14 protein-coding genes and 1 pseudogene are annotated in these 20,929 nt (G+C 43.4%); 1 reads left to right on the top strand and 14 read right to left on the bottom strand.

The window, feature by feature from the left end:
- The first annotated feature begins 33 nt into the window (after positions 1–33).
- Positions 34–849 (top strand): 7-carboxy-7-deazaguanine synthase QueE, encoded by an 816-nt coding sequence (locus tag F1644_RS22400; protein WP_118302600.1) that lies wholly within the window; start codon positions 34–36, stop codon positions 847–849.
- Positions 850–1,205: 356 nt separating this feature from the next.
- Here F1644_RS22400 and F1644_RS22395 read toward each other — a convergent pair whose 3' ends face one another.
- From F1644_RS22395 to F1644_RS22330, 14 genes and pseudogenes are all read right to left on the bottom strand, one after another.
- Positions 1,206–1,709 (bottom strand): glycine cleavage system protein H, encoded by a 504-nt coding sequence (locus F1644_RS22395; protein ID WP_118302602.1) that lies wholly within the window; start codon positions 1,707–1,709, stop codon positions 1,206–1,208.
- Between the two features lie 126 nt (positions 1,710–1,835).
- Positions 1,836–3,248, bottom strand: coding sequence for a hypothetical protein (locus tag F1644_RS22390; RefSeq protein WP_118302604.1), 1,413 nt, complete (start codon positions 3,246–3,248; stop codon positions 1,836–1,838).
- 20 nt (positions 3,249–3,268) lie between these two features.
- The gene (locus F1644_RS22385) at positions 3,269–3,502 is read right to left on the bottom strand and encodes a hypothetical protein (protein WP_317147142.1); all 234 of its coding nucleotides are present in this window, start codon (positions 3,500–3,502) and stop codon (positions 3,269–3,271) included.
- A 62-nt stretch (positions 3,503–3,564) separates the two neighbouring features.
- A pseudogene (locus F1644_RS22380) lies at positions 3,565–4,727 on the bottom strand (IS4 family transposase).
- Positions 4,728–4,838: 111 nt separating this feature from the next.
- A complete protein-coding gene (locus F1644_RS22375; protein ID WP_317147141.1) occupies positions 4,839–5,372 on the bottom strand; it encodes a DUF4843 domain-containing protein in 534 nt (177 codons plus the stop codon).
- A gap of 20 nt (positions 5,373–5,392) precedes the next feature.
- On the bottom strand, positions 5,393–6,826 hold the full coding sequence (locus F1644_RS22370; protein WP_118302608.1) for a RagB/SusD family nutrient uptake outer membrane protein: 1,434 nt from the start codon (positions 6,824–6,826) through the stop codon (positions 5,393–5,395).
- A gap of 22 nt (positions 6,827–6,848) precedes the next feature.
- On the bottom strand, positions 6,849–9,908 hold the full coding sequence (locus tag F1644_RS22365) for a SusC/RagA family TonB-linked outer membrane protein (protein ID WP_118302610.1): 3,060 nt from the start codon (positions 9,906–9,908) through the stop codon (positions 6,849–6,851).
- Between the two features lie 429 nt (positions 9,909–10,337).
- Positions 10,338–10,892: a sigma-70 family RNA polymerase sigma factor gene (locus F1644_RS22360; RefSeq protein WP_158571824.1), complete on the bottom strand. Its 555-nt coding sequence runs from the start codon at positions 10,890–10,892 to the stop codon at positions 10,338–10,340.
- Positions 10,893–11,116: 224 nt separating this feature from the next.
- On the bottom strand, positions 11,117–12,538 hold the full coding sequence (locus F1644_RS22355; protein WP_147344446.1) for a YncE family protein: 1,422 nt from the start codon (positions 12,536–12,538) through the stop codon (positions 11,117–11,119).
- A 28-nt stretch (positions 12,539–12,566) separates the two neighbouring features.
- Positions 12,567–13,349 (bottom strand): DUF4843 domain-containing protein, encoded by a 783-nt coding sequence (locus F1644_RS22350; RefSeq protein ID WP_117722174.1) that lies wholly within the window; start codon positions 13,347–13,349, stop codon positions 12,567–12,569.
- Positions 13,350–13,365: 16 nt separating this feature from the next.
- Complete coding sequence (locus F1644_RS22345; protein WP_087420075.1) at positions 13,366–14,820, bottom strand: RagB/SusD family nutrient uptake outer membrane protein; 1,455 nt, start codon at positions 14,818–14,820, stop codon at positions 13,366–13,368.
- 22 nt (positions 14,821–14,842) lie between these two features.
- A complete protein-coding gene (locus F1644_RS22340) occupies positions 14,843–18,172 on the bottom strand; it encodes a SusC/RagA family TonB-linked outer membrane protein (protein WP_087420624.1) in 3,330 nt (1,109 codons plus the stop codon).
- 96 nt (positions 18,173–18,268) lie between these two features.
- Positions 18,269–18,490: a hypothetical protein gene (locus F1644_RS22335; protein ID WP_317147140.1), complete on the bottom strand. Its 222-nt coding sequence runs from the start codon at positions 18,488–18,490 to the stop codon at positions 18,269–18,271.
- A complete protein-coding gene (locus F1644_RS22330; protein ID WP_394363631.1) occupies positions 18,475–20,928 on the bottom strand; it encodes a zinc-dependent metalloprotease in 2,454 nt (817 codons plus the stop codon). Before F1644_RS22330 ends, F1644_RS22335 begins: the two co-directional genes overlap by 16 nt.
- Between the last annotated feature and the right edge of the window lies 1 nt (position 20,929).

Raw genomic sequence — 20,929 nt, 5'->3', positions numbered from 1 at the left:
AAAACTAAAAGATAAAAATTAAAAAGCTCACGTATGTTACATTTGGCGAAGGATGGTATTTTCCCGATCACGAAAGACAAGGACGGTAAATTGCTAAAGGAAGTGCCCGCCTCTGGATTACACGTTGCGGGAACGATACAGGGCGAGGGAAAATTAAACGGTATACCTTCTCTGTTTATTCGGTTAGCCGGATGTAACCTCCATTGCACGTGGAAAACACTTGCCGGGAATACTTGCGAATGCGACACGGCATACGCTGCCTTTAAGGTAGAGAATTCGTTCTCCCTGCCCGTGGAAGAGATCGTGCGAATTATCAGTCATAACCGAGGAAACATAGATCATATCGTAATCACGGGTGGCGAACCGTTCTTGCAAGCGGATAAAGTCCGGGCATTGTGCTTACAATTAAAAAAAGAGAGCCATTTTCATATTACCGTCGAAACCAACGCCACGCTTTATGTAGAAGAATGTGCCGAGATGATCGACTTTTTTAGTCTTTCCCCCAAATTATCCGGCTCCGTTCCCCCTGCACCTCACGCGGACCACCACAACAAGACCCGCATTAATATCCCGGCTATACAATCATTTATCACACACGCCCGTAAAAACAAAAAAGACTTTCAATTAAAATTCGTTTACTCCGGGGAAAACGACGTGATCGAAATACAGGCACTTTTGAAACAACTGGATGGATGGGCAAAAGAAGATATCCTATTGATGCCGATGGGAGCCACTCCCGAAGAATTAAGCCTCTCGATCCCCAAAACTCTGGAACATTGCATCCGGAACGGGTGGCGTTTCTGCGATCGGCTTCACATATCTCTTTTTGGCAACAAACAAGGAGTATAAATATAAAAGCGGTATTCTATCCCATTTAAGCACGTGAACATCCGTCAAAAAATACACATTAAGAAAACCCGGACTAACAAAGACGACTCAACTCGACTTTATCTCGGCTTTAAGTCAGCTATATCTCAGCTGCGTGCAATATTTAGGGAATAATATCGGTTGTAAATCTTTCTGACTACTTACAATTGTCCATCTCCACTCTTCCTCTTACATACGTGTCATTATCTCTTCGTTATTCGTCATTATCCACTCGCCCCTAGGAACGGAGAGATAACAAAAGGATAACGACAAAATATGAAAAGGATGCAAGCTGAAGAGTGGAGATAGACAAATTTTAACACAAAAGAAGGAAAATCCTATTTGATGTAATCAGCATACTCCTGATCACCCATCAAATTCTCCAATTGATCTCTTTTCAAATGACATTTGTATACCCAAACTTGATTAGCTTGCATTTGAGAAGGATTTTCTATCAGAGGATTGATACCCTTCACCACTCCGGCACATGGTGCATACAACTTTGTAAAACCACCGGAACCTTCTATTTCTGCCAGCAATTCACCTTTTACGAAAGTTTCATCCACCGCCTTGGCCGGAACGATTAAACCTACAGCTCCACCAATAACTCTCACATGATCATAAGAAATACCCACCTGTATAAAATCATCACCATTTTTCAACCAGCTATGATCTTTCGTATAACGATTGCCATTCTGTTCCAACTGCGAATAATACGCTTGATCCCGAGCCTGTGAAGGCAACGAAGGCATATTCACGTTACCAGCCTCTATATTCCGGTTACCCCCGGAAAATAAAGCTATTAAAAATAAAATTTGAATAAAGAAAAAAACTCTTTTCATGCCCCTTTATTTTTTTGATTATTAAATAAAACACGTTTACACGCTGTCAGCAAAGTTAATAATTGTATTCAACATCATATCAGATTCTTACAAATTATTCTTCAAGTTTTAATGTTGCCTATTCTACTACCCCCGTTCTTTATAAACAATCGCAATAGGTTTATCTGCAATATTGTGGTATTGATTTACCAAGACAGAAGTCTTTACATCATAGATATACAAATGCCCTTTCAGAGCTTCTGTTTCATCTTTTTCATACAAACCAACATATAGCAAGGTTCCATCCGTGTTCATCGACAAACTGGTGATCTCCATTCCCTCAGGTATCGAAATAACAGGTGTCGTCAACAACCGATTCTTCAAATCCCAATAATATATACCATCCTCGCACGTGTAATACAGACAACTACATGATTTACTCCCGGTAAGCAACGAATTCCGGTTAACTTTCAGTGAAACCGGACTATCATAGAATTGAAGAATGGTCGGGTTACCCAAGCTGAAAGTTGTTTGGGACAAATAGATATAGGAAGGCATCACTTTATAGGTAGCTATGACATACACGCTACTCCCAACAGGACAAATACCCCAAATATTAAAATCGACATACTTGTTTAAAGAGCTATTTACCCCTCCGAGCGAAAGAGAATAGAACACGGACGTTTCATAATTAACAAACACGGGTCTATCCACCGAAACAGCCGCATCAACATCCAGATCTTTAAAATATTCTGTCAGCACTAATTCATCTAAAACGTAATCATACACGTATCCCCGTCTGTCACGAGAGATGAGATATATGTTATTATTAGCAGAAACCCCGGCAAACTTCACGAAAGCACATCCCGGATATAATTCCTTAAACGAAGTTATTCCTTCAACATCGAAAGTTCGGGAATCCATATTATAAATCCTTCCCTCCTCACCGGAACAAACCAATAAACGATTATTTACCTGCACCATGTCGGTCACATCCTCCATTTTCGTTTGCGGGTTTATCAGCTCCATTATATCCGTCCGGAACATAGGCACTTTCCCGGTATTAATTTCCTCCTTTGTTAGTGTTCTCATAAAAGAAATTCGTCCTTTTCCATCCCCATCCCGACTTAACACCGTGATCCCCTCCGAAAACTCGGTATCTATCTGTAAAACAAAATATTTATACCGGATCGTTTCCCCGTTATCAACCCTCAATCGTAACCCGAAAGTTCCCAATTCCCGAAAAGCATATCTCAATTCCGGATCGTGCGACACGATATGTAACGAATCTTTAATCGGATAGGAGGCCATTCCATTTTCATCCGTATTCAACGTTCCGTAACTCCATTCATAAGCGAGAGGTAACTCTTCCCCGGATTGTTCCACGCTCAAATCACTTACCACAAATTCCTCACCGAAATAAGCCGTCAGCGTGTCATGAGGTGTGGAAATCGTGATTTCCGATAACTCCCGATCTCCCAACGAAGACTGATCATCCAGACAAGATCCCAACCCGAATAAGGTAAAACACAAGATCCCGATACTGTATTTCGTTTTCATCTCCAATAACTTTTATTTGCTTAACGAATAAACCGATCCGGATCAACCATAGCAAACCCTTCGTACGTGTTTTCCGGATCACTATAATACTCGTAAGCAGGTTTCAACACGTATTTTATCCAAATCATATTTCCCGGCATCTGAAAAAAAGCTGTCGGGGCATTTTCCAGAAACTTCCCGTACTCCTTCTCTTTTTCGGCATAAAACACGGGTTTTAACTCTTCTAAGGCCCAAAAATTTTCCAGTATCTTCAAATATAATCTATCATTATTATTGTTCACTAGTGTCCACTAAAAATTTTTTGGTCACTAGTCGGTTAAAAATTAAATAAATTCGATTCACTTGAATCATTTAGCTCTTTGATATTTTTGAAATTCGATTTGTCGAACAAATCTCTAAGATGAGTTTTATCGGTTAGCGAGATGCCGAGTATTTGCAAGGTTTCGTAGATGCTTCGCTCTAACTTCATATCGTGTTGTACTATCGCCACAAGGCAGTAAGTAATTATGGCACAATATATTTGTATGCGTACAGCATTCTCCGAAGTTCCCAAAACCTCTTTATCTTAAGGTGTTGTTTAATCCATTTGAAAAACAGCTCCACACTCCATCTATTTCGGTATAACCGAGAAATCAGCTCAGCCGAAGCGTCAAGATTGTTCGTCAGGAAAATGTATCGTGTGCCACTTTCGGGGTCTTCAACAATGAGCTTTCTAAGTTCATCGGGGTAATCCTTGGAACTTTTATAAACCGTAAAACATCCGATGACATCAGAAATGACACCTTCAGGCAATCTTCGCTTCCACGTTTTGGGCTTGATGCGTACATTGGTTTTGGCTCGTACAACGAAGAAAGCACCTATGCGGTCTATCGTATACAAGTTGCCAAAATCGTTGTAACCACGGTCAAATATATAATGCGCACCACGTTCATAAGGAATCACAGACATCGCTTTTGTATCGTGAATATTAGCAGGAGTAATATGCACAAATGCAGGAACTTCCGCTTCCACATCGTAGAGCGTATGCATCTTGATTCCGCCTTTATGCTTGCGGAATTTAGCCCACTCGAACACTGACAGACAAAGGTCAATCGTGGTGGAATCAAAAGCATAGACATGACCGTCAAGCTCAAAGATTCTTTCGATTCTACGCTTGCGCGCTTCGGCTATCATGAAGGTTGCATATTCCTGGAAGATGCGATAGTCACGTTGCTCGTTAGCCTTGCTAAGATTGCTTCGTGTTACGGACTTGCCGATTCCCAGATGATAGAGTTTTCCGGTGTGAGCCTCCAGTGACACGATGAGGTCTCTTAAACTCTCACGGTTGGAAAGTTGACCGAACATCATCGTAAGCAACTGATTCCAACAGGTATAGCTTTTAATGTATTTGTTGCCTTCATACTTCTTGACGATACGCAAGAACTTGAACTCATCAAGAAATGTGACTAATTGAGAAAAAACATATTTGTCTTTATTCATAACAGTCTGATTCAGACTGCAAAAGTAATTTCAAATCGTTGCGCACCAAATACCATTACAACAAACTGAATTTCAACAATTTCAAAGAACGACTATGATTTTTAGTGGACACTAATGATTATTGTTATATTCTCCTAGGTAATAACTGGCCCACCAAGTTGGCTGCGCTAGTTTCCCATCCATAATGGAAAGGCAATAATGATCCCCTTCCATCGGTCTAAAATAGTCGTTCTCCCGAAACTTCAAATAAAGAAGAACAGGATGATTCATCAGGTCCTCCGTCCGTTTCAACTTCAAGGACAACACGCCTTCCACTTCATTTTTAGGAATGATCAAAGTACCAAACTCATAATGTTTACCGAATTCCGCCGTGGTTGAATCCTCCACGACTTCCAACTCAAAATATTGATCCTCATCAACAGACATTCCCATACTCTTCACCGGAATACGATACTCCACCTCTTTCTCTTCATAAATTGCGAAACTGAAAAATACCGTATCGGGAGCCACGTTAGAAACATATTTACTAAGATCCCAATTAAAATAGATACTTCTCTTCTGGTCCGGATTGTAATAGATAGCCTTGTTCGAACAAGCCCCAAACAGAAGGAATATTCCTGTATATATCAAATACTTTGTCGTCATACGTTTTCTAATTTTATAATTTAACGAGGATCAAGTTCTTCCGTGGGTATAGGCAAGGTATAAATTCTATCACTCCCTTTTAAAGTTGCATCTAATGCATGAACATAGACATCCCGATTCAACCTTTTTAAACAAAACCACCATTGCCCTTCTCCAAATAACTCTTTTCTCCGTTCGTTCATAATATCATCCAAAGTAATATCTTTACCCGTATCTCGATCCGCAAATTTCACCATGCCTCTAGCCGACACCACGGCATCCAAATAATCTCTTGCATGTTCTTCATTTCCTTCCTCCAATAAGGCCTCAGCCATAATATAATACATTTCCGGAATACGAATCATACTAAAACCAAGATATGCTCCTCCGGAATATTCAGAGGCATCATTTGATTCATCCATAATTTTAGCACAAATATCTTTTGAATTTCCTGTATTTTCTTTAGAAAGAAACCAAGCAGATAATCGTTTATCTTCCCCCGGTTCCGGTCCTTCTGTATTTTTATATAATAACTTCCAGTCATTATGAAGAATCATTATAGTTTTCGCAGCATGTCTATCATACAAATACGAACTAATATTTGTCGTATATAATCCCCAAATCGTCTCGGACAAAGAAATTCGTCTCTTCATAAATGTCGATAAATCCTCTTGATTCACAAATTGGAACTTTTCCGATTGAATTACCTTATTCGCATACTTTTTTGCGTTTTCCAAATCCCCTTTCATCCAATACACTCTGGCTAACATTGCTTGCGCTGCATATAAATTAAAATGTAACTCTCTCGCTCCCGTAAATCCCTTTTCTCCACCTTTACGAATTTTCGGCATCAAAGTCTCATCTTCAGCCAAACAAGTTTCTGCCTCTTTTAGATCTGCAATGATTTTCTCATACACTTCTTCCACTGATGAAAAAGGAGTTACTTTAAAAGTATACTTCGTTACATAAGGAATAGCCTCTGCTTTTGCGCTTGCGTTCTTCGAGTTTACGTGAACAGCAAAGAATCGCAATAAATCAAAATGAATTGCCGCCCGTAAACCTAAAGCTTCTCCACGATATAAATTGTAATATTTAAAATCTTTTACATTCTTTCCATCCAAATTTTCTATAATGTTATTTAGATAACTAATTACGAGATAACTAGCACTCCATATAGTTCTAACAGTCTTTCGAGTATCCGCATTCTCTAAATCTAATCGAGACACAAAGATTAAATACCCATCATCCGTAACAAAATTTTGCCCCAACAACTCCGGTATCAACACAGACATATCCCCACCATACATATCCTCCTTCACCATCGACATATACACCCCATACAACGCATCCTCCACACCTTCCGCCGTACTGAACATATCATCGTTCACTACCTCCGATTCGGGATTTATATCCAAGAAATTCCCACATCCCAAGAAAAATAAAGAGATACACGCCAATAATATTCTTTTCATCATCATCTTCTACCTTTAGTAATTATCAAAATGTCGGTCTAAACGTGATATGGAAACTCCGTTGAAAAGGATATTCCGTACCTCGTTCCTGTTTCACGGAAGAGAACCGGGCAATATCGGCAACGCCTATGCCTAGATTCAGTCTCTTAATCCCGATCTTGCGCAAATAACCGGGTTTAAACTCGTAATTCAACATGATACTCGTTATCGCGAACGTGTTATCCCGTTCCACGAAACGCTCGGAATACCGATTTTCATCGCTCACGTTCTCCGGAATCCCCAAGAAACGCACCAAGTCTCCCGGTTTCTTCCACCGTTCGGTAAAAGCCCGACGATCCACATTCCCGTAGGGATCAATATACTCCACTTTATTCGCCAAAGTCGTGTTGTAAATATCACCGCCAAACTTGTACGCCGCGGTGACATTCAACGTGAATCCCCGGTACGACAAGCTCGTGAAAAGACTCCCCTCCAGCATTGGATTCGTGTTCCCAACCTCCACTCGCTCGTTCTTATCGTAAGTAAACGTGTAATTCCCGTTCTTCTTGATATACACCTCCTGCCCGGAAGCCGGATCAATTCCCGCGGAACGCATGGCATATATACCGAACTGAGATCCCCCTTCCACGAACATCGGCTGAGGTTTCACGCCATAATAAGCCGCCATGTTCTCCGCCTTCAACGCATCCGAGATACTCGTCAGCTTATCAAACACGTGCGATCCGTTTACCATCACCATCCAAAGCAGGTTATTTCGCTTGACCACTTGTGCAGAAATGGAAAACTCGTAGCCCGAATTCTGTAACTTACCCATATTCACCAACACTGAAGAAACACCGACAGAAGACGGCAAGGTCAAAGGCATCAGGGCATCCTTCGTTTTGTTCACGTAGTAACTAGCCTCCACGTTCACCCGTTCTTTCCAGAAAGTAGCCGTCAATCCCCAATTATACTTTCGGGTAACCTGCCATTTCATATCGGGGTTCCCCATAGTGATCGGAACCGCACCCATCCCGCCATAATGAATTAAGTCGGAATCATAAAGATAAGTGGTCAAAGCCTGATAAGGCGTGAATGTCACGTTAGCCGTTGAACCCACGCTAAACCGAAGACGTAAAATATTCAACCAATCGAAATTCATGAATCCTTCTTTATGCAGATTCCAACCGATTCCCGCCGACCATACCGGGGCAAAACGATGTTTACTGCCAAACTTCGATGAACCTGCCGTCTTGTAGGAAGCATTGACAAAATATCGTCCCAGCAAATCAAGACTACCGTTCACAAAAAACCCCACCTCTGCCGATTCCTTCTCGCCACCCACGGGACGCGTAGTCGCGTACTGCGAGGCAAATTTAATATCCGTCATCTTGTCCTTCATAAACCCTTCCGCCTTCACCTGCATCGAAGAAGACTTGTCCTTCCCGATGTCCGTACCCGCACTCAAGGAAAGGACCGTAGTCCCGGCATCATTCAGCGGTAAACGATAATTAAGTACCAATTTCCCCGCCCAATTCGTCGTCTCGGTTGAATATGCCGTGTAAGTCCCTTTCTTGTTTTGAGGAATCTCCTGCAAGGTGAAACTCGCATCCTCCGGGGAAACATACACCTTATTCCACGTGTCACCCTGTCGCACACTCACGTTTCCCGTGATAAACAAGGTCTCGTTCATATCCCAGCGTAACGACAAATAATTCGTGACCGCTTTATTCTGACTCTTCGAAAAGCTCGCCAGCGTGGCATTATACAGTGGATTGACTTGCCGTTCCATTGTCCGGTTTACCGGATCGAAATAATAATTCCGTATATACTCCCCGTCCTCGTCATATACCGGGTTGTACGGGTTCAACTTCGTGTACTGCGCGAAACTCCCGTAAGGACTATTCTTTCCCTCGGTCATGGTATAAGCCAACTGGTAAGTGGCCACCACATCCCGGGCAAACCGGTACGACAAAGAAACATTTACCCCGTAATTCCGGCGATAATCACCTTTCATCACCCCGTATGTATTCGACAACCGTCCCGTTACCTTGTACTCGATTCCACCACCCCGCCCGGTCATCGTGGCAGAATGACTATGCGTGAAAGCATTCCGCAGAGGTTTCGTCGTCCAATCCGTGTTGACACCCCGGCGGATATTCTCCAGCTTGTAATCATAAGCTGGGTCAAGACTACCATCTACCCGGTCATACAATCCCGCCAAACGCTCCAGTTCCAACTTTTCCTCCGCATCACACAAGCGAAGAGAGGTCAGGTCAGGAAAACTGAACATTGGCGTGAAATTATAACTGAATCTCGGCTTATCCGACTTTCCCCGCACCCGTTCCACCAGAATCACACCGTTTGCAGCTTTCTCCCCGTAAAGTACCGCCGCGGATGCATCCTTCAACACCAGTACCTGTTCTATATCGTAAATATCCAGATCATACAAATCCTCCACGGAAATCTCCACCCCGTCCAGCATAATCAAGGGAGCGTTCACCCCTTCCTGTCCCTTTGTCATGATTGAACTCGCCCCGCGAATCAGAATCTCAGGCACGACATTCGGGTCAGCCCCCGCCTCGTTATTCTCTACAATCCTCAATCCCGGTGTCAAGATTGACAACGCTTGTAACAGGTTCGTCGGGGACACCCGTAATAAATCCTCCCCTTTGATCCGGGTAATCTCCCCGGTAAAAGCATTCTTCGCCTGCGTGTAATACCCCGTCACGATCACATCATCCAACTCCTTCATATCCTTCACCATCGTCACCCGGATATGCCGGGCACCGGTAACCTTGACTTCCTGATTCTTCATCCCGACAAACCGGAAAAGTAACACCATCTCCTTTTGTTCTGGAATTTCCAATCGGAACTTCCCGTCCGTACCCGTGGCGCATCCCAAAGAAGTCCCTTTCAGGACAACCGTCACGCCCGGAAGTGGTTCGCCATCTGCATCCTTCACCTCTCCCGTGATCACGATCAAGGAAGAACGTGATTCACCCGCCACGGGGATTTCCGGAAAACATACACAGCAGAACAACAGAATCCATTTCACAACACCACATAAGTTGCCGTCAAACTTCAATACCAAGTCTACTCTCATTTAATTTGATCTTTTAATACCATACGTGCAAGATATGTTTCCATCACTTTATTGTCTAAACATATCCATTCGCACCTAACATCATTCATCGCACCACGCGGTATAAACCCGTAAAATACATCATCACACCATCATTGCTACCTGACGCGAACCCTCAACTTTATCATTCACGTTCAATCGCATAATTTACATTCTATCCCTGTTTTCTACAACTATTTCAAAACAAGGGGAGCAAAAGTAATAAAATAAATAAAAAATTTCAATCAAGCAAGTATCGATTTTGGCGAGTTGCAAGATTAGGGAAAAAAGAGATACCAAGTTTCAATTTCACAAACAAAAACGACACGAAGATTCTCTTTTTGTCCCGAAGATAAGACAAATATACGAATTATAAATCAATGATATAGAATATTACAAGCAAACTATTCCTTAAAAGAAAAGCCGGAGACACCACTGGTACGGTCCCATATTTTTGCGAAGTTGTTTTAACGCCTCTCCCTTTTTATTTTTAATCGTCTGTTCGGAAAGATTCAACTCTTCCGAAATCTCCTTGGTAGAATACCCTTCCAGACTCATCGCCATGATTTCTTTATAATCACCTGCCAATCGGGCAATTTCAGCCCAGATAATCCGTTTCACCTCATGTTCTATGATTTCCCCCTCAATATCGAGACTGGATGCCTGTTGCAACAGGACCTTATTCTTTATGTCCAGATGCCGCAACTCGTTCAGACAAGCATTTCTCACGCAAGCATACAAAAAACTGATAATCATCTGGAACGAGGTAAACTGTTTCCTTTTCTCCCACGTCTTGATAAAACTCTCATGCACGATGTCCACGCAAACATTCTCTTCCCGCAAGAAACGTCCCGCGTAAACTCCCAATGTTGCAAAATATTGATCATACAACAATTCCAAGGCTTTCTCATCCCCTTTCACAAAACGCTCATATACAACTTCCCGTTCCATAAAATCTATCATCATGCACTTTATACGAATAAACATTCGGTTTCCCGCTAACAAAGTATCATCTTCCCGGACAACACTATTTCAAAAATACATAAAATACTTCTTATTCACAACAAAATAGAGACCTAAATGATTTACATTCACTCATATGACGAGATATTATTTATGTCATAAATCGTGCAAAGGCTCTGTTAGCCTTTACACGATTTTTCATGAATCATTTCATACAAACATTTACGCTATACACGTTCTTTATAAATCACACGAAGCGGCCTATCCGCAATATTATCATATGTTTCAAGCAATTCCCCGCTATCTGCATCATAAATATACAAACATCCTTTCAATTCCTTCGTACTAGCTGATTCGTACAACCCGACATAAAGTAATTTTTGATCCGGATCGACAGCAATGGTCGTTATTTCCATACCTGTCGGGACCGTGATAGAAGGAGTTGTCGGCAACTGCCGCCCGGGGTCCCAACGATATATTTCATTATTATACGTGTAATAAATACAATTATACACCTTTGTCCCCACAGTCATCGAATTACGATCCATACCAATGGGCCGCGAACTTTGATAATCCACCGTATTCGCCGCAGTAGGTTTGGCAAACGAGGCTGATGTTCGAGGTATATAAATATGCAACGGATCATTCTTATCCGTGGAGAATACATACAGATAAGTGTTGATAAAACAAGTATTAACGATGTCATAATTCGTGAAAATAGTCCCACTATTCACTGCACCCGAGGACGTACTAGGAGCATACATAGTTGAAGTTCCATAATTGATAAACACCGGTTTACTATGAGATACCCCAGCATCCACTTCCAAACCGTCAAAAGCATCCAGTACCAACAATTCATCCACGTCCGTCTCGTAAACATAAGCTCTCTTATTTTCCGAAAGTACGTGCATATTACTATATGCCGATATAGCGACGAATTGCTGAATATTGGCCCCCGGAAACTTACCAGCAAAAGAGGTCGCAGTTTCGATATCAAAAGAACGGGAATCCATATTGTAAATTCTACCGTTACTTCCCGAACTAACCATCAAGCGCACTCCCTGCTGAATCATGTCTGTCACATTCTCCAACTCCATTCCGGGATTAGCTATTTCCATTATATCCGTACGGAAAGTCGGTACCTTTCCTCCACTGATCTCCTCTTTAGTCAACGTCTTCATAAAAGAAAGCCTTCCTTTCCCGGCATCATCCCGGCTCAAAATAGTAATTCCCTCGGAAAATTCGGTATCTATCTGAAGAATAAAGAACTTGAATATTGTCGTTTCACCGTTATCCACCTTCAAACGCAAGGCAAACGTACCCAATTCCCGAAAAGCATATTTAAGCTCCGGATCTGTCGATACCACGTGAAGCGTGTCTTTAATCGGGTAAGGTTTCACGGCTCCCCCGGAAATATCCAGATCCCCGTACGCCCACTCGTAAGTTAAAGGCAATTCCTCCCCGGACTGCTCTATTTTCAAGTGATTCACCACAAGCTCCTCCCCGAAAGAGGTCGTAAGCGTGTCATGAGCAGCGGTAATTGTCAGTAACGACACCTCTTTCCTCCCGGAAGTCGTATCATCATCATAGCAGGAATACATCCCCACCATGAGGCAAAACAGCATGATTATATATAACTTCATTTTCATAACTTACCATTTAATTTTAAATTCTCTTTTAGCGGATAAACCGATCCGGATTCACCATATCAAACCCTTCATACGTGTTCGCTGGGTCAGTATAGAAATCGTAAGCAGGCTTAAACACGTAATTTATCCAAATAATATTACCCTTCACCTGATAGAATCCCGCCTTGGCATACTCCAAGTATAACCCGTATTCTTCCACTTTCTCTTTATAAAAGATAGGTTTCAACTCTTCTAGTTGCCAAAAATATTCTAGCATCTTCCGGTAAAGGCGATCATTGTTCCGGGCATACACCCCCAAGAAATTGGGAGCCCACCATTGCGGTTCGGGCAAAGCACCATCCACGACCGACAAACGATAGTAATTATTAGCAATCGGTTTGAAATAATCATTCTCCTTAAACTTGAGATAGAGTATGACCGGATGATCCATAATATCCTCCGTACGATCCAAAATAATAGACAGATACCCTTCAACCTCATTTTTCGGGATCACCAGTTTCCCGAATTTAAAATGCTTGTCATACTTAGCCGTTGAAGAATCCGCGACAACTTCCACCTCGTAAGTCAATTCCTCGCCAAGCGGCATTCCGGCCACCTTGATCGGAACTCGATACTCGTACTCGGTCTCGTTGTACAAGGCGAAACTGAAAAACACAGTGTCACTTGCTGTTTTCGTGACAGAATTATAACGATCCCAAGTGAAATAAATGGATCTTTTCTGATTCACGTCATAGTACACGGCATCATTGCTACACGCCCATATTCCCATGCAGAGGAATATTCCGATATATAGTAGATATTTATTTCTCATAACGTTCTTATTTTAATTATTCAGGACGATAATCTTCCTCTTCCACGGGCAACGGCAGAACATATATCTTATCACTGCCGGGAATGGTAGCCCCGGTCGCCCCACTCAATTTCACGGGACTGTTCAATCTCTTCAGACAGAACCACCATTGTCCCTCCCCGATAAATTCCTTTCGGCGTTCCGCCATAATATCACTCAGCGTAATATCGACAAGAGGAGTCCGGTCCGCGAATTTCTCCATCCCTCGGGCATCAACCACCGCATCCAGATATTCCATCGCTCCTTCCGCATTTCCGGTTGCAAGCAAAGCCTCTGACATAATATAATACATTTCCGGAATTCGAATCATACTTGTTCCCAGATAAGGCCCCCCGTTATAACTCGTCGTGAGAGAAGTCGTATCGGATACATTTCCCATCACTTTCACCAATATATCCACCGGAGTTCCGCTCCTGTTGTATGTCCCAAACCAATTATCCAAACGGTAATCCTTCTTTCCGGTAGGCCCTTCATAAGCATAGATACTTTTAAAATCCGTGGTCAGATCACCCAATCCCTGCCTCCGCACGTGCTGGGTCAGCCAGTCGGAATAGACTTCCGCGTTGTACAGCCCCCATATTGTCTCCTCCATCGACACCGTTTTCTGCATGAATGTATTCAAGGACGTCTTGCTAGCGAAACGGAACTTATTGGACCGAATCACCTTGTCCGCGTAAATCCGGGCACTATCCAGATCACCCTTCATCCAGTAAACCCGTGCCAGAGTAGCCTGCGCCCCGTATAAATTGAAATGTAACACACGCGCCCCGGTAAATCCCTTTTCATTTCCCACCCGTTCGGCTGGCATCAGCACCTCATCCTCAGACAAATACGCCTCCGCTCTTTTAAGCTCGGCTATCACTTTCGAGTAAATCCCCTCCACCGAAGAATAAGGTGTCACCTTAAAATCATACTCCGTCACGTAGGGAATAGCTCTCGCTTTTGCCGCTTCATCGGTAGAAGTCACGTGTACGGCAAAAAAGCGCAGTAAATCAAAATGAATAACCGCCCTTAATCCTAAGGCCTCCCCCATGTATAAATTGTAATGCCGGAAATCCTTCTCGCTCTTACTTTCCAGATTATTTATAATATTATTCAAATAACTAATCGCCAGATAACTGGTCTTCCAGATATTCTTATACATATTTCTCGTTTCACTCCGCTCGTACTCGAAACGCCCCAAATAAGGCAAGTACTGATAAGTCGAAGTGAAATTCTGTGCCAGAATCTCCGGTATCGTCGTGGACATCAGCCGTCCATACATATCCTTTGTTACCATCGTCATGTACACGCCATAGAGGGCATCCTCAACACCGCTTGCCGAATTGAACATATCATCATTCACCACTTCCGAATCCGGATTCACATCCAAAAAACTATCGCACCGGAGAAAGAAGAATGGTATACACAGTAGAATTATTATCTTTTTCATACTCGTTTCAATTTACTGTTTACTAAAAAGTCGGTCTGAAAGTAATGTTAAAACTCCTCTCGAAAGGATAGGAAGTTCCCCGTTCCAACTTCATGGAAGAAAAACGGGCTATATCATTCATCCCAAACCCGACATTCAACCGTTTAACCCCGAATCTCTTCAACCATTCCGGTTTAAATTCATAGTTAATCGATATATTCCTGATCTCGAACAGATTATCCCGTTCAACGAAACGTTCTGAATACCGCTTGTTATCGCTTTTACTTTCCGGGATACCCAGAAAACGTTTCAAATCACCCGGTTCTTTCCACCGATCGGTAAATGCCCGGCGATCCACGTTTTCCCACGGATTTATGTTCTCAACCTTGTCGGCCAGCGTGTTATTGTAAGCATCGCCCCCGAATTTATAACCGGTAGTAATATTCAGCGTGAAACCCTTGTACGATAAACTGGAAAAAATACTCCCCTCCAAAATCGGATTCGAATTTCCAACCTCTACCCGTTCATCCTTGTCGTAATCAAACGTGTACTCTCCTTTGCTATTAATAAAAATCTCTTTTCCCGATGCCGGATCAATTCCGGCCGTACGCATGGCATGAATACCAAACTGCGAACCGCCTTCTTGGAACATCAACGAAGGACGAGCCCCCAAAGACTGGGCAACCTCGATTGACTTCAAAGCGGTTGACACGTTTGTCAACTTATCCATCGTGTGAGAGCCATTCACCGTGACCATCCAGAAGAGTCCTTTTTGCTTGATCACGTGCGCCGAGATCGCAAACTCGCATCCGGAGTTTTCCAATTTTCCCATATTCACCTGCACGGAGGAAACTCCCACGGACCAAGGTAAAGAAATCGGCATCAAAGCATCTTTCGTTTTATTCTTGTAATAACTGGCATCAATATTTATCCGTTCATTAAACAACGTGGCACTCAACCCCCAGTTATATTTCATCGTGATCTGCCAGTTCAGATCCGGGTTTCCCATCGTGATCGGTACCGCCCCGATTCCCGCGTAATGAATCAAATCTGTCGTGTAATTATAAGTCGTCATTGCCTGATAGGGTGAGAACGTCACGTTAGCCGTTGATCCCACGCTAAAACGCAACCGTAGCATATTCAACCAACTCACGTTACCCATAAAACTCTCTTTGTCAACGTTCCATCCGATACCTGCCGACCACACCGGGGCAAAGCGATGATCACTCCCGAAACGGGATGATCCGGCCGATTTATAGGAACCGTTCAGGAAATAACGTCCCAGCAACTCGAAACTACCGGTCCCGTAAAAACCGACTTCTCTAGTTTTCTTATCTCCACCACTCGGACGGGTAGAGGCATATTGAGAAGCAAATTTAATATCTGTCATACCATCTTTCAAAAATCCTTCCGCCTTCGTCGTGATAGAAGAAGAATTCCCCATTTTAAAATCTGTACCCACGTTCACGGTCAACACCGTGTTACCTGCCTCATTCAGAGGTAAACGATAATTTAACGCAATCTTTCCCGCCCAGTTCGTACTCTCGTTATGCGTGAAAGAATAAGTTCCTTTCTGGTTTAAAAACTTACCTTCAAACGAAGAATCATCCGGCGACACGTACACCTTCGTGTAAGAATCACTCATATTCACGTTAATATCGCCCGTGATGAAAAATGCCTTTTTAATATCCCACCGCATACTCAAGTAATTCGAAAACGACTTGTTCCGTCCCTTGTTAAAACTGGACAACGTTGCATCGTACAACGGATTTCCTTGATTCCGGGAATCATTGGCATTTGAAAGGTAAGGATCAAAATAATAGAGTTTTATATACTCCCCGTATTCGTCATACACCGGATTATACGGGTTCAGTCTCGTGTATTTCCCGAAATCCCCGTAAGGACTTGCTTTGCTATCGGTCATCGTGAAAGCGAAACGGTAATTAAAAGTCAATTTATCCGTTAAGTGATACGCAAAAGAAAAATTCGCCCCGTAGTTCCGACGGTTATCCCCTTTCATCACGCCATAGGCATCCCTGAAACTCCCGCTTGCCCTGTACTCGATCCCGTTTCCCCTACCGGTCAACGTCACCGAATGATTGTGCGAGAAAGCCCAGCGTAAAGGCTTGGATGGCCAATCCGTGTAAACACCCCGGCGGATATTATCCAACTTGTAGTAATACGCCGGATCAAGGCTCCCATTCACTTCATCGTACAACCCGGCCAAACGTTCCAGTTCCAACTTCTGTTCCGCATTACACAAACGCAAGGACGTCAAATCCGGATAGCTGAAATTAGGTGTGAAATTATAACTCAAGCGAGGCTTGGATTCCGTCACTTTCGTTCTCTCCACCAAGATAACGCCACTGGCAGCTTTATCCCCGTACAACACCGCCGCAGAAGCATCCTTCAACACGGTCACCTGCCCAATATCGTAAATATCCAAGTCATACAACTCCTGTATCGAAATCTCAACCCCATCCAGCATAATCAAAGGCGTATTCACGTCCGCCTGATTCTCGGTCATGATGGAATTCGCCCCCCGGATCAGAATCTCGGGAATCGCATTCGGATTGGACCCCTGTTCGTTATTTTCCACAATCCGTAAACCCGGCACCAATGAGGCCAGCGCCTGAATCAGATTCGTCGGGGACACTTTCAGCAAATCCTCCCCTTTCACCGTGGTCAATTCCCCCGTGTAGGCATTTTTAGCCTGCGTGTAATAACCGGTAACCACGACATCTTCCAACTCACGAGTATCTTCCTTCAAAACAACATGCAACTCCTCGGATTTCGTCACCGTGATGGTCTGGCTTGCCATTCCGATAAAATTAAATATTAGTACCATCTCCTTTTGTGCGGGAATTTCCAGCTTAAACTTACCCGTCGCATCCGTGGCCACTCCTAAAGAAGTTCCTTTCAGCAGAACCGTGGCTCCCGGTAGCGGGTTACCGTCAGCATCCTTAACATCTCCGGTGATACTCACCTTATCAACCGTTTTCGTTTCCTGGCGCTTTTTAATAATCACAACATCATTCACAAGCGTGTACGTGTAAGGGGTATTCTGCAAACAGTAATCCAGAATCTCCCTTACCGTCACATTCTTAAATTCTTTAGTAATAAGAGGGATTCCCTGAATCTCCTCGTGGTTATAAACGAAATCAAGTGATGTCTCCTTTTTCAAGGTATTCAAAACCTGCAACATCGTGGCTTTCTCGAATTTCAAATTCAGAGGTGTTTTCTCATCGAATTTAGGTGACGTTCCGCCACCAAAACCCGAAAAGCTGAATAAAATCAAGCAACCAAGCAACATGCATACTTTCGTAGCCCATTGGCTATAGCTCGCCTGTTTCATAGACAAGTTCTTTCCCATTTTCAGTTTGTTTAGGTTTGTAAAAAACACATAGAAGACCATTTCGAGATCTTTTCAGCACTTAAAACCTTTTGGGGTTTTAAGTGCTTGTAACATTTATTTTTTATTCAGAGCATTCAACGCTTCGTCCAAAGCATAAAGCATCGTCTGGTAATGTGCTTTCGTATCGGAATCTGCCGAAGCCAATCTACTGTTCAACAAATTCTTCACACGTAAAGCATAAGCGTAGAAATACGTTTTCGAATCATCGATCGTACGGGTATTCACCCGGTACTGCCAATCATAACCATGTCCGAAAGAGGTTAGTTGCTTGGCCACAAGTCCTTCCCATGAACTTGTTCCAATTCCCGCAACTCATTCTGGTATTGTCCCACCAATCCGGTCGGGTCCAAACCGTAAGCTACAATCTCATCCACGGACGGCATAAACGCATTCTCCATTCCCAGCCCTTCGTCCGGATCGGCTAGCACCTTCACCAACTTACTCTTCTTGGTAATCACGTCAGCAGCCTGATCCACCACCAAACGTTGTAATATCTTCTCCCCCGAAGTCGGCTTACGCCCCTTTATAGCATTCTCCCACACGTGGTTGTACAAATCATCAAAGTAAGCCTTCAACGTGTAGGGATCTTGAGACACGTGAGCAGACAACACCACGTTCTTATACGTTCCTAACAACTCCGTTGCCGTGTAGTAACACACGATCGGTGGCAAGGCAACCCGTAGTCCGAACTGATCAGTCAATCCCGTGTTATGTAACCAATCACTATTTTTCAATTGCTTGATCACCCACACAAAAGAGTTACGTTGCAATTCTTTCGGCACGGATTGAAATGTCTTTCCGGCAGTACCCGGTTTCACCTCCGTCAGATAAATACCCCCCACGTTATGCATGACATTTTTCAAATAACGGTAATACTGATTTCCCAGCTCGTTATACAGATTCTCACGATGCGAGCCATCCGTATCATCCACAAACCAATTATTCATGTTGGCCACGATATATTTCAGATTCTTGATCCCGTAATCCCCGGCCTTAATAGCATCGTCCCCTAAATCCTCTTCCAGCGCACTCGGATCGTAACGGGCAATCACCTGTTGCTTTCCATAACGATATATGGGATCTCCTGCATGTTCGTCAATCCAACTCTCCAACATAGCTTGCTCCTCTTTAGCCGAAAGACCGTACAGGGGCGTGTACAACCACTTAATCACATACTCGTCATAAATACCCAAATTAGGCGGGGTCAACTTCACACCCTTATCTTCGGGTTGCGCCACGTAATTAAACCGGGCATAATCCATGATGGAAGGTGTCGTCCCGTACTTTTGAGTAAACTTTGCAGAACGTAACGAATCAACCGGATAGGCTGCCGATGCCGACATATTGTGCATCAACCCAAGGGTATGCCCCACCTCGTGAGCCACGATATATTCAATGGATTCTTCCAGAATATTATCCGGCATTTTCTTGGTACGCACGGACGGGTCAACTTGAGAAGTTTGTAAAAAACGCCATTGATTGGCCAACTTCACGACATCATTAAAAATAATGACAGACGCGTTAATGATCTCACCTGTTCTCGGATCAGTCCACGAGGGCCCCATAGCATTCGTGATCGCAGCCGGAACATAACGAATACAAGAGTATTTCAGATTATCCGGATCAAAAGTCGGATCATCCTTCGGGAAATCCCGCACCTGGATCACGTTCTTCAACCCGATCTTCTCGAAAGCAACATTCCAACGCAAAGCAGCCTTCCGCACGGGTTCCTTCCACATGGCAGGAAAAGCATCATCCACATAAAACACGATCGGTTTCACGGGTTCCACCAGTTCACCTCGTTTATAGGCCTCCACATCTTTCGGTTCCACCCGCCAGCGATTCGCCAGCGTGTAAATCTGAATCCGGTCCTCGTCGGTAGAAATATGTTGTTTCGTATTCGTAACAAACACCCCGATCCGGGTATCACTCACCCGTGGATGCATCTTCTCTTCCGGCAACAACAGCAAAGTACGGGTTGCTTTCACCGTCAAAGGCTCGTTTTTCTTCACAATAAACATCCCCATCATCTTGGCCGACACGGAATAGGAAAGATACGACTTTACCGTCACGTTATCATCAAAAGCCTTAATTCCATCCAAAATAGAACCCGCACTATTAAACACGGCTGTAATCTCAACCATTCCACCTCCACTGGAAATCGGTGCCAATCGCTCCGAATTACCCGTAAACAAAGAGGTCATATCAAGCAAAAAAGCAGAACTATCGTTCGTGTAGCAATAGATTTTATACGAACCGATAATCGGGTCCATAAAACTCCTTGCCATCACTTCCTTCATATGCCCCTCTTGAGGGTTACAAGTTGCGGACACATTCACTTCCCGCATAAAAATCGTGCTGTCCGTCTTCGTGAATTTTATATGCATTGGATCTTTCGGTTTATAACCGATAGCACATAGGTTATTATCACTCGCCTCCGAAATCGTCGAGGCTAGTAACATTTCCCGCCCCAGATATTTCACTGGAAACTCGAAATAAACCTTCCCATCCAGCTTATGCAAGGTCACGAATTCCCCCCGGGCTGTCTCACACGATTTATTCTTTACCAACTTATCATATTTACTTTGCCGTTTGGTCGGTTCTTTTTTCGTTTCCGTTGCCACTGTCTTTTTCTTTCTCGCAGAAGCGAATGAAGTCTGAGTGCATGGCAATACTAATAGTATTACCATACCTAGGGTAATCCATCTTTTCATG

The sequence above is a fragment of the Butyricimonas paravirosa genome (genome assembly GCF_032878955.1).
Taxonomy (GTDB): domain Bacteria; phylum Bacteroidota; class Bacteroidia; order Bacteroidales; family Marinifilaceae; genus Butyricimonas; species Butyricimonas paravirosa.
Note: the sequence above shows the minus strand (reverse complement) of the source record. Positions and strands in the feature narration are given on the sequence as shown.

Coding starts and splice junctions, on each gene's coding strand:
- F1644_RS22400 (WP_118302600.1), top strand. CDS start 34: ATGTTACATTTGGCGAAGGATGGTATTTTCCCGATCACGAAAGACAAG.
- F1644_RS22395 (WP_118302602.1), bottom strand. CDS start 1,709: ATGAAAAGAGTTTTTTTCTTTATTCAAATTTTATTTTTAATAGCTTTA.
- F1644_RS22390 (WP_118302604.1), bottom strand. CDS start 3,248: ATGAAAACGAAATACAGTATCGGGATCTTGTGTTTTACCTTATTCGGG.
- F1644_RS22375 (WP_317147141.1), bottom strand. CDS start 5,372: ATGACGACAAAGTATTTGATATATACAGGAATATTCCTTCTGTTTGGG.
- F1644_RS22370 (WP_118302608.1), bottom strand. CDS start 6,826: ATGATGAAAAGAATATTATTGGCGTGTATCTCTTTATTTTTCTTGGGA.
- F1644_RS22365 (WP_118302610.1), bottom strand. CDS start 9,908: ATGAGAGTAGACTTGGTATTGAAGTTTGACGGCAACTTATGTGGTGTT.
- F1644_RS22360 (WP_158571824.1), bottom strand. CDS start 10,892: ATGATGATAGATTTTATGGAACGGGAAGTTGTATATGAGCGTTTTGTG.
- F1644_RS22355 (WP_147344446.1), bottom strand. CDS start 12,538: ATGAAAATGAAGTTATATATAATCATGCTGTTTTGCCTCATGGTGGGG.
- F1644_RS22350 (WP_117722174.1), bottom strand. CDS start 13,349: ATGAGAAATAAATATCTACTATATATCGGAATATTCCTCTGCATGGGA.
- F1644_RS22345 (WP_087420075.1), bottom strand. CDS start 14,820: ATGAAAAAGATAATAATTCTACTGTGTATACCATTCTTCTTTCTCCGG.
- F1644_RS22340 (WP_087420624.1), bottom strand. CDS start 18,172: ATGGGAAAGAACTTGTCTATGAAACAGGCGAGCTATAGCCAATGGGCT.
- F1644_RS22330 (WP_394363631.1), bottom strand. CDS start 20,928: ATGAAAAGATGGATTACCCTAGGTATGGTAATACTATTAGTATTGCCA.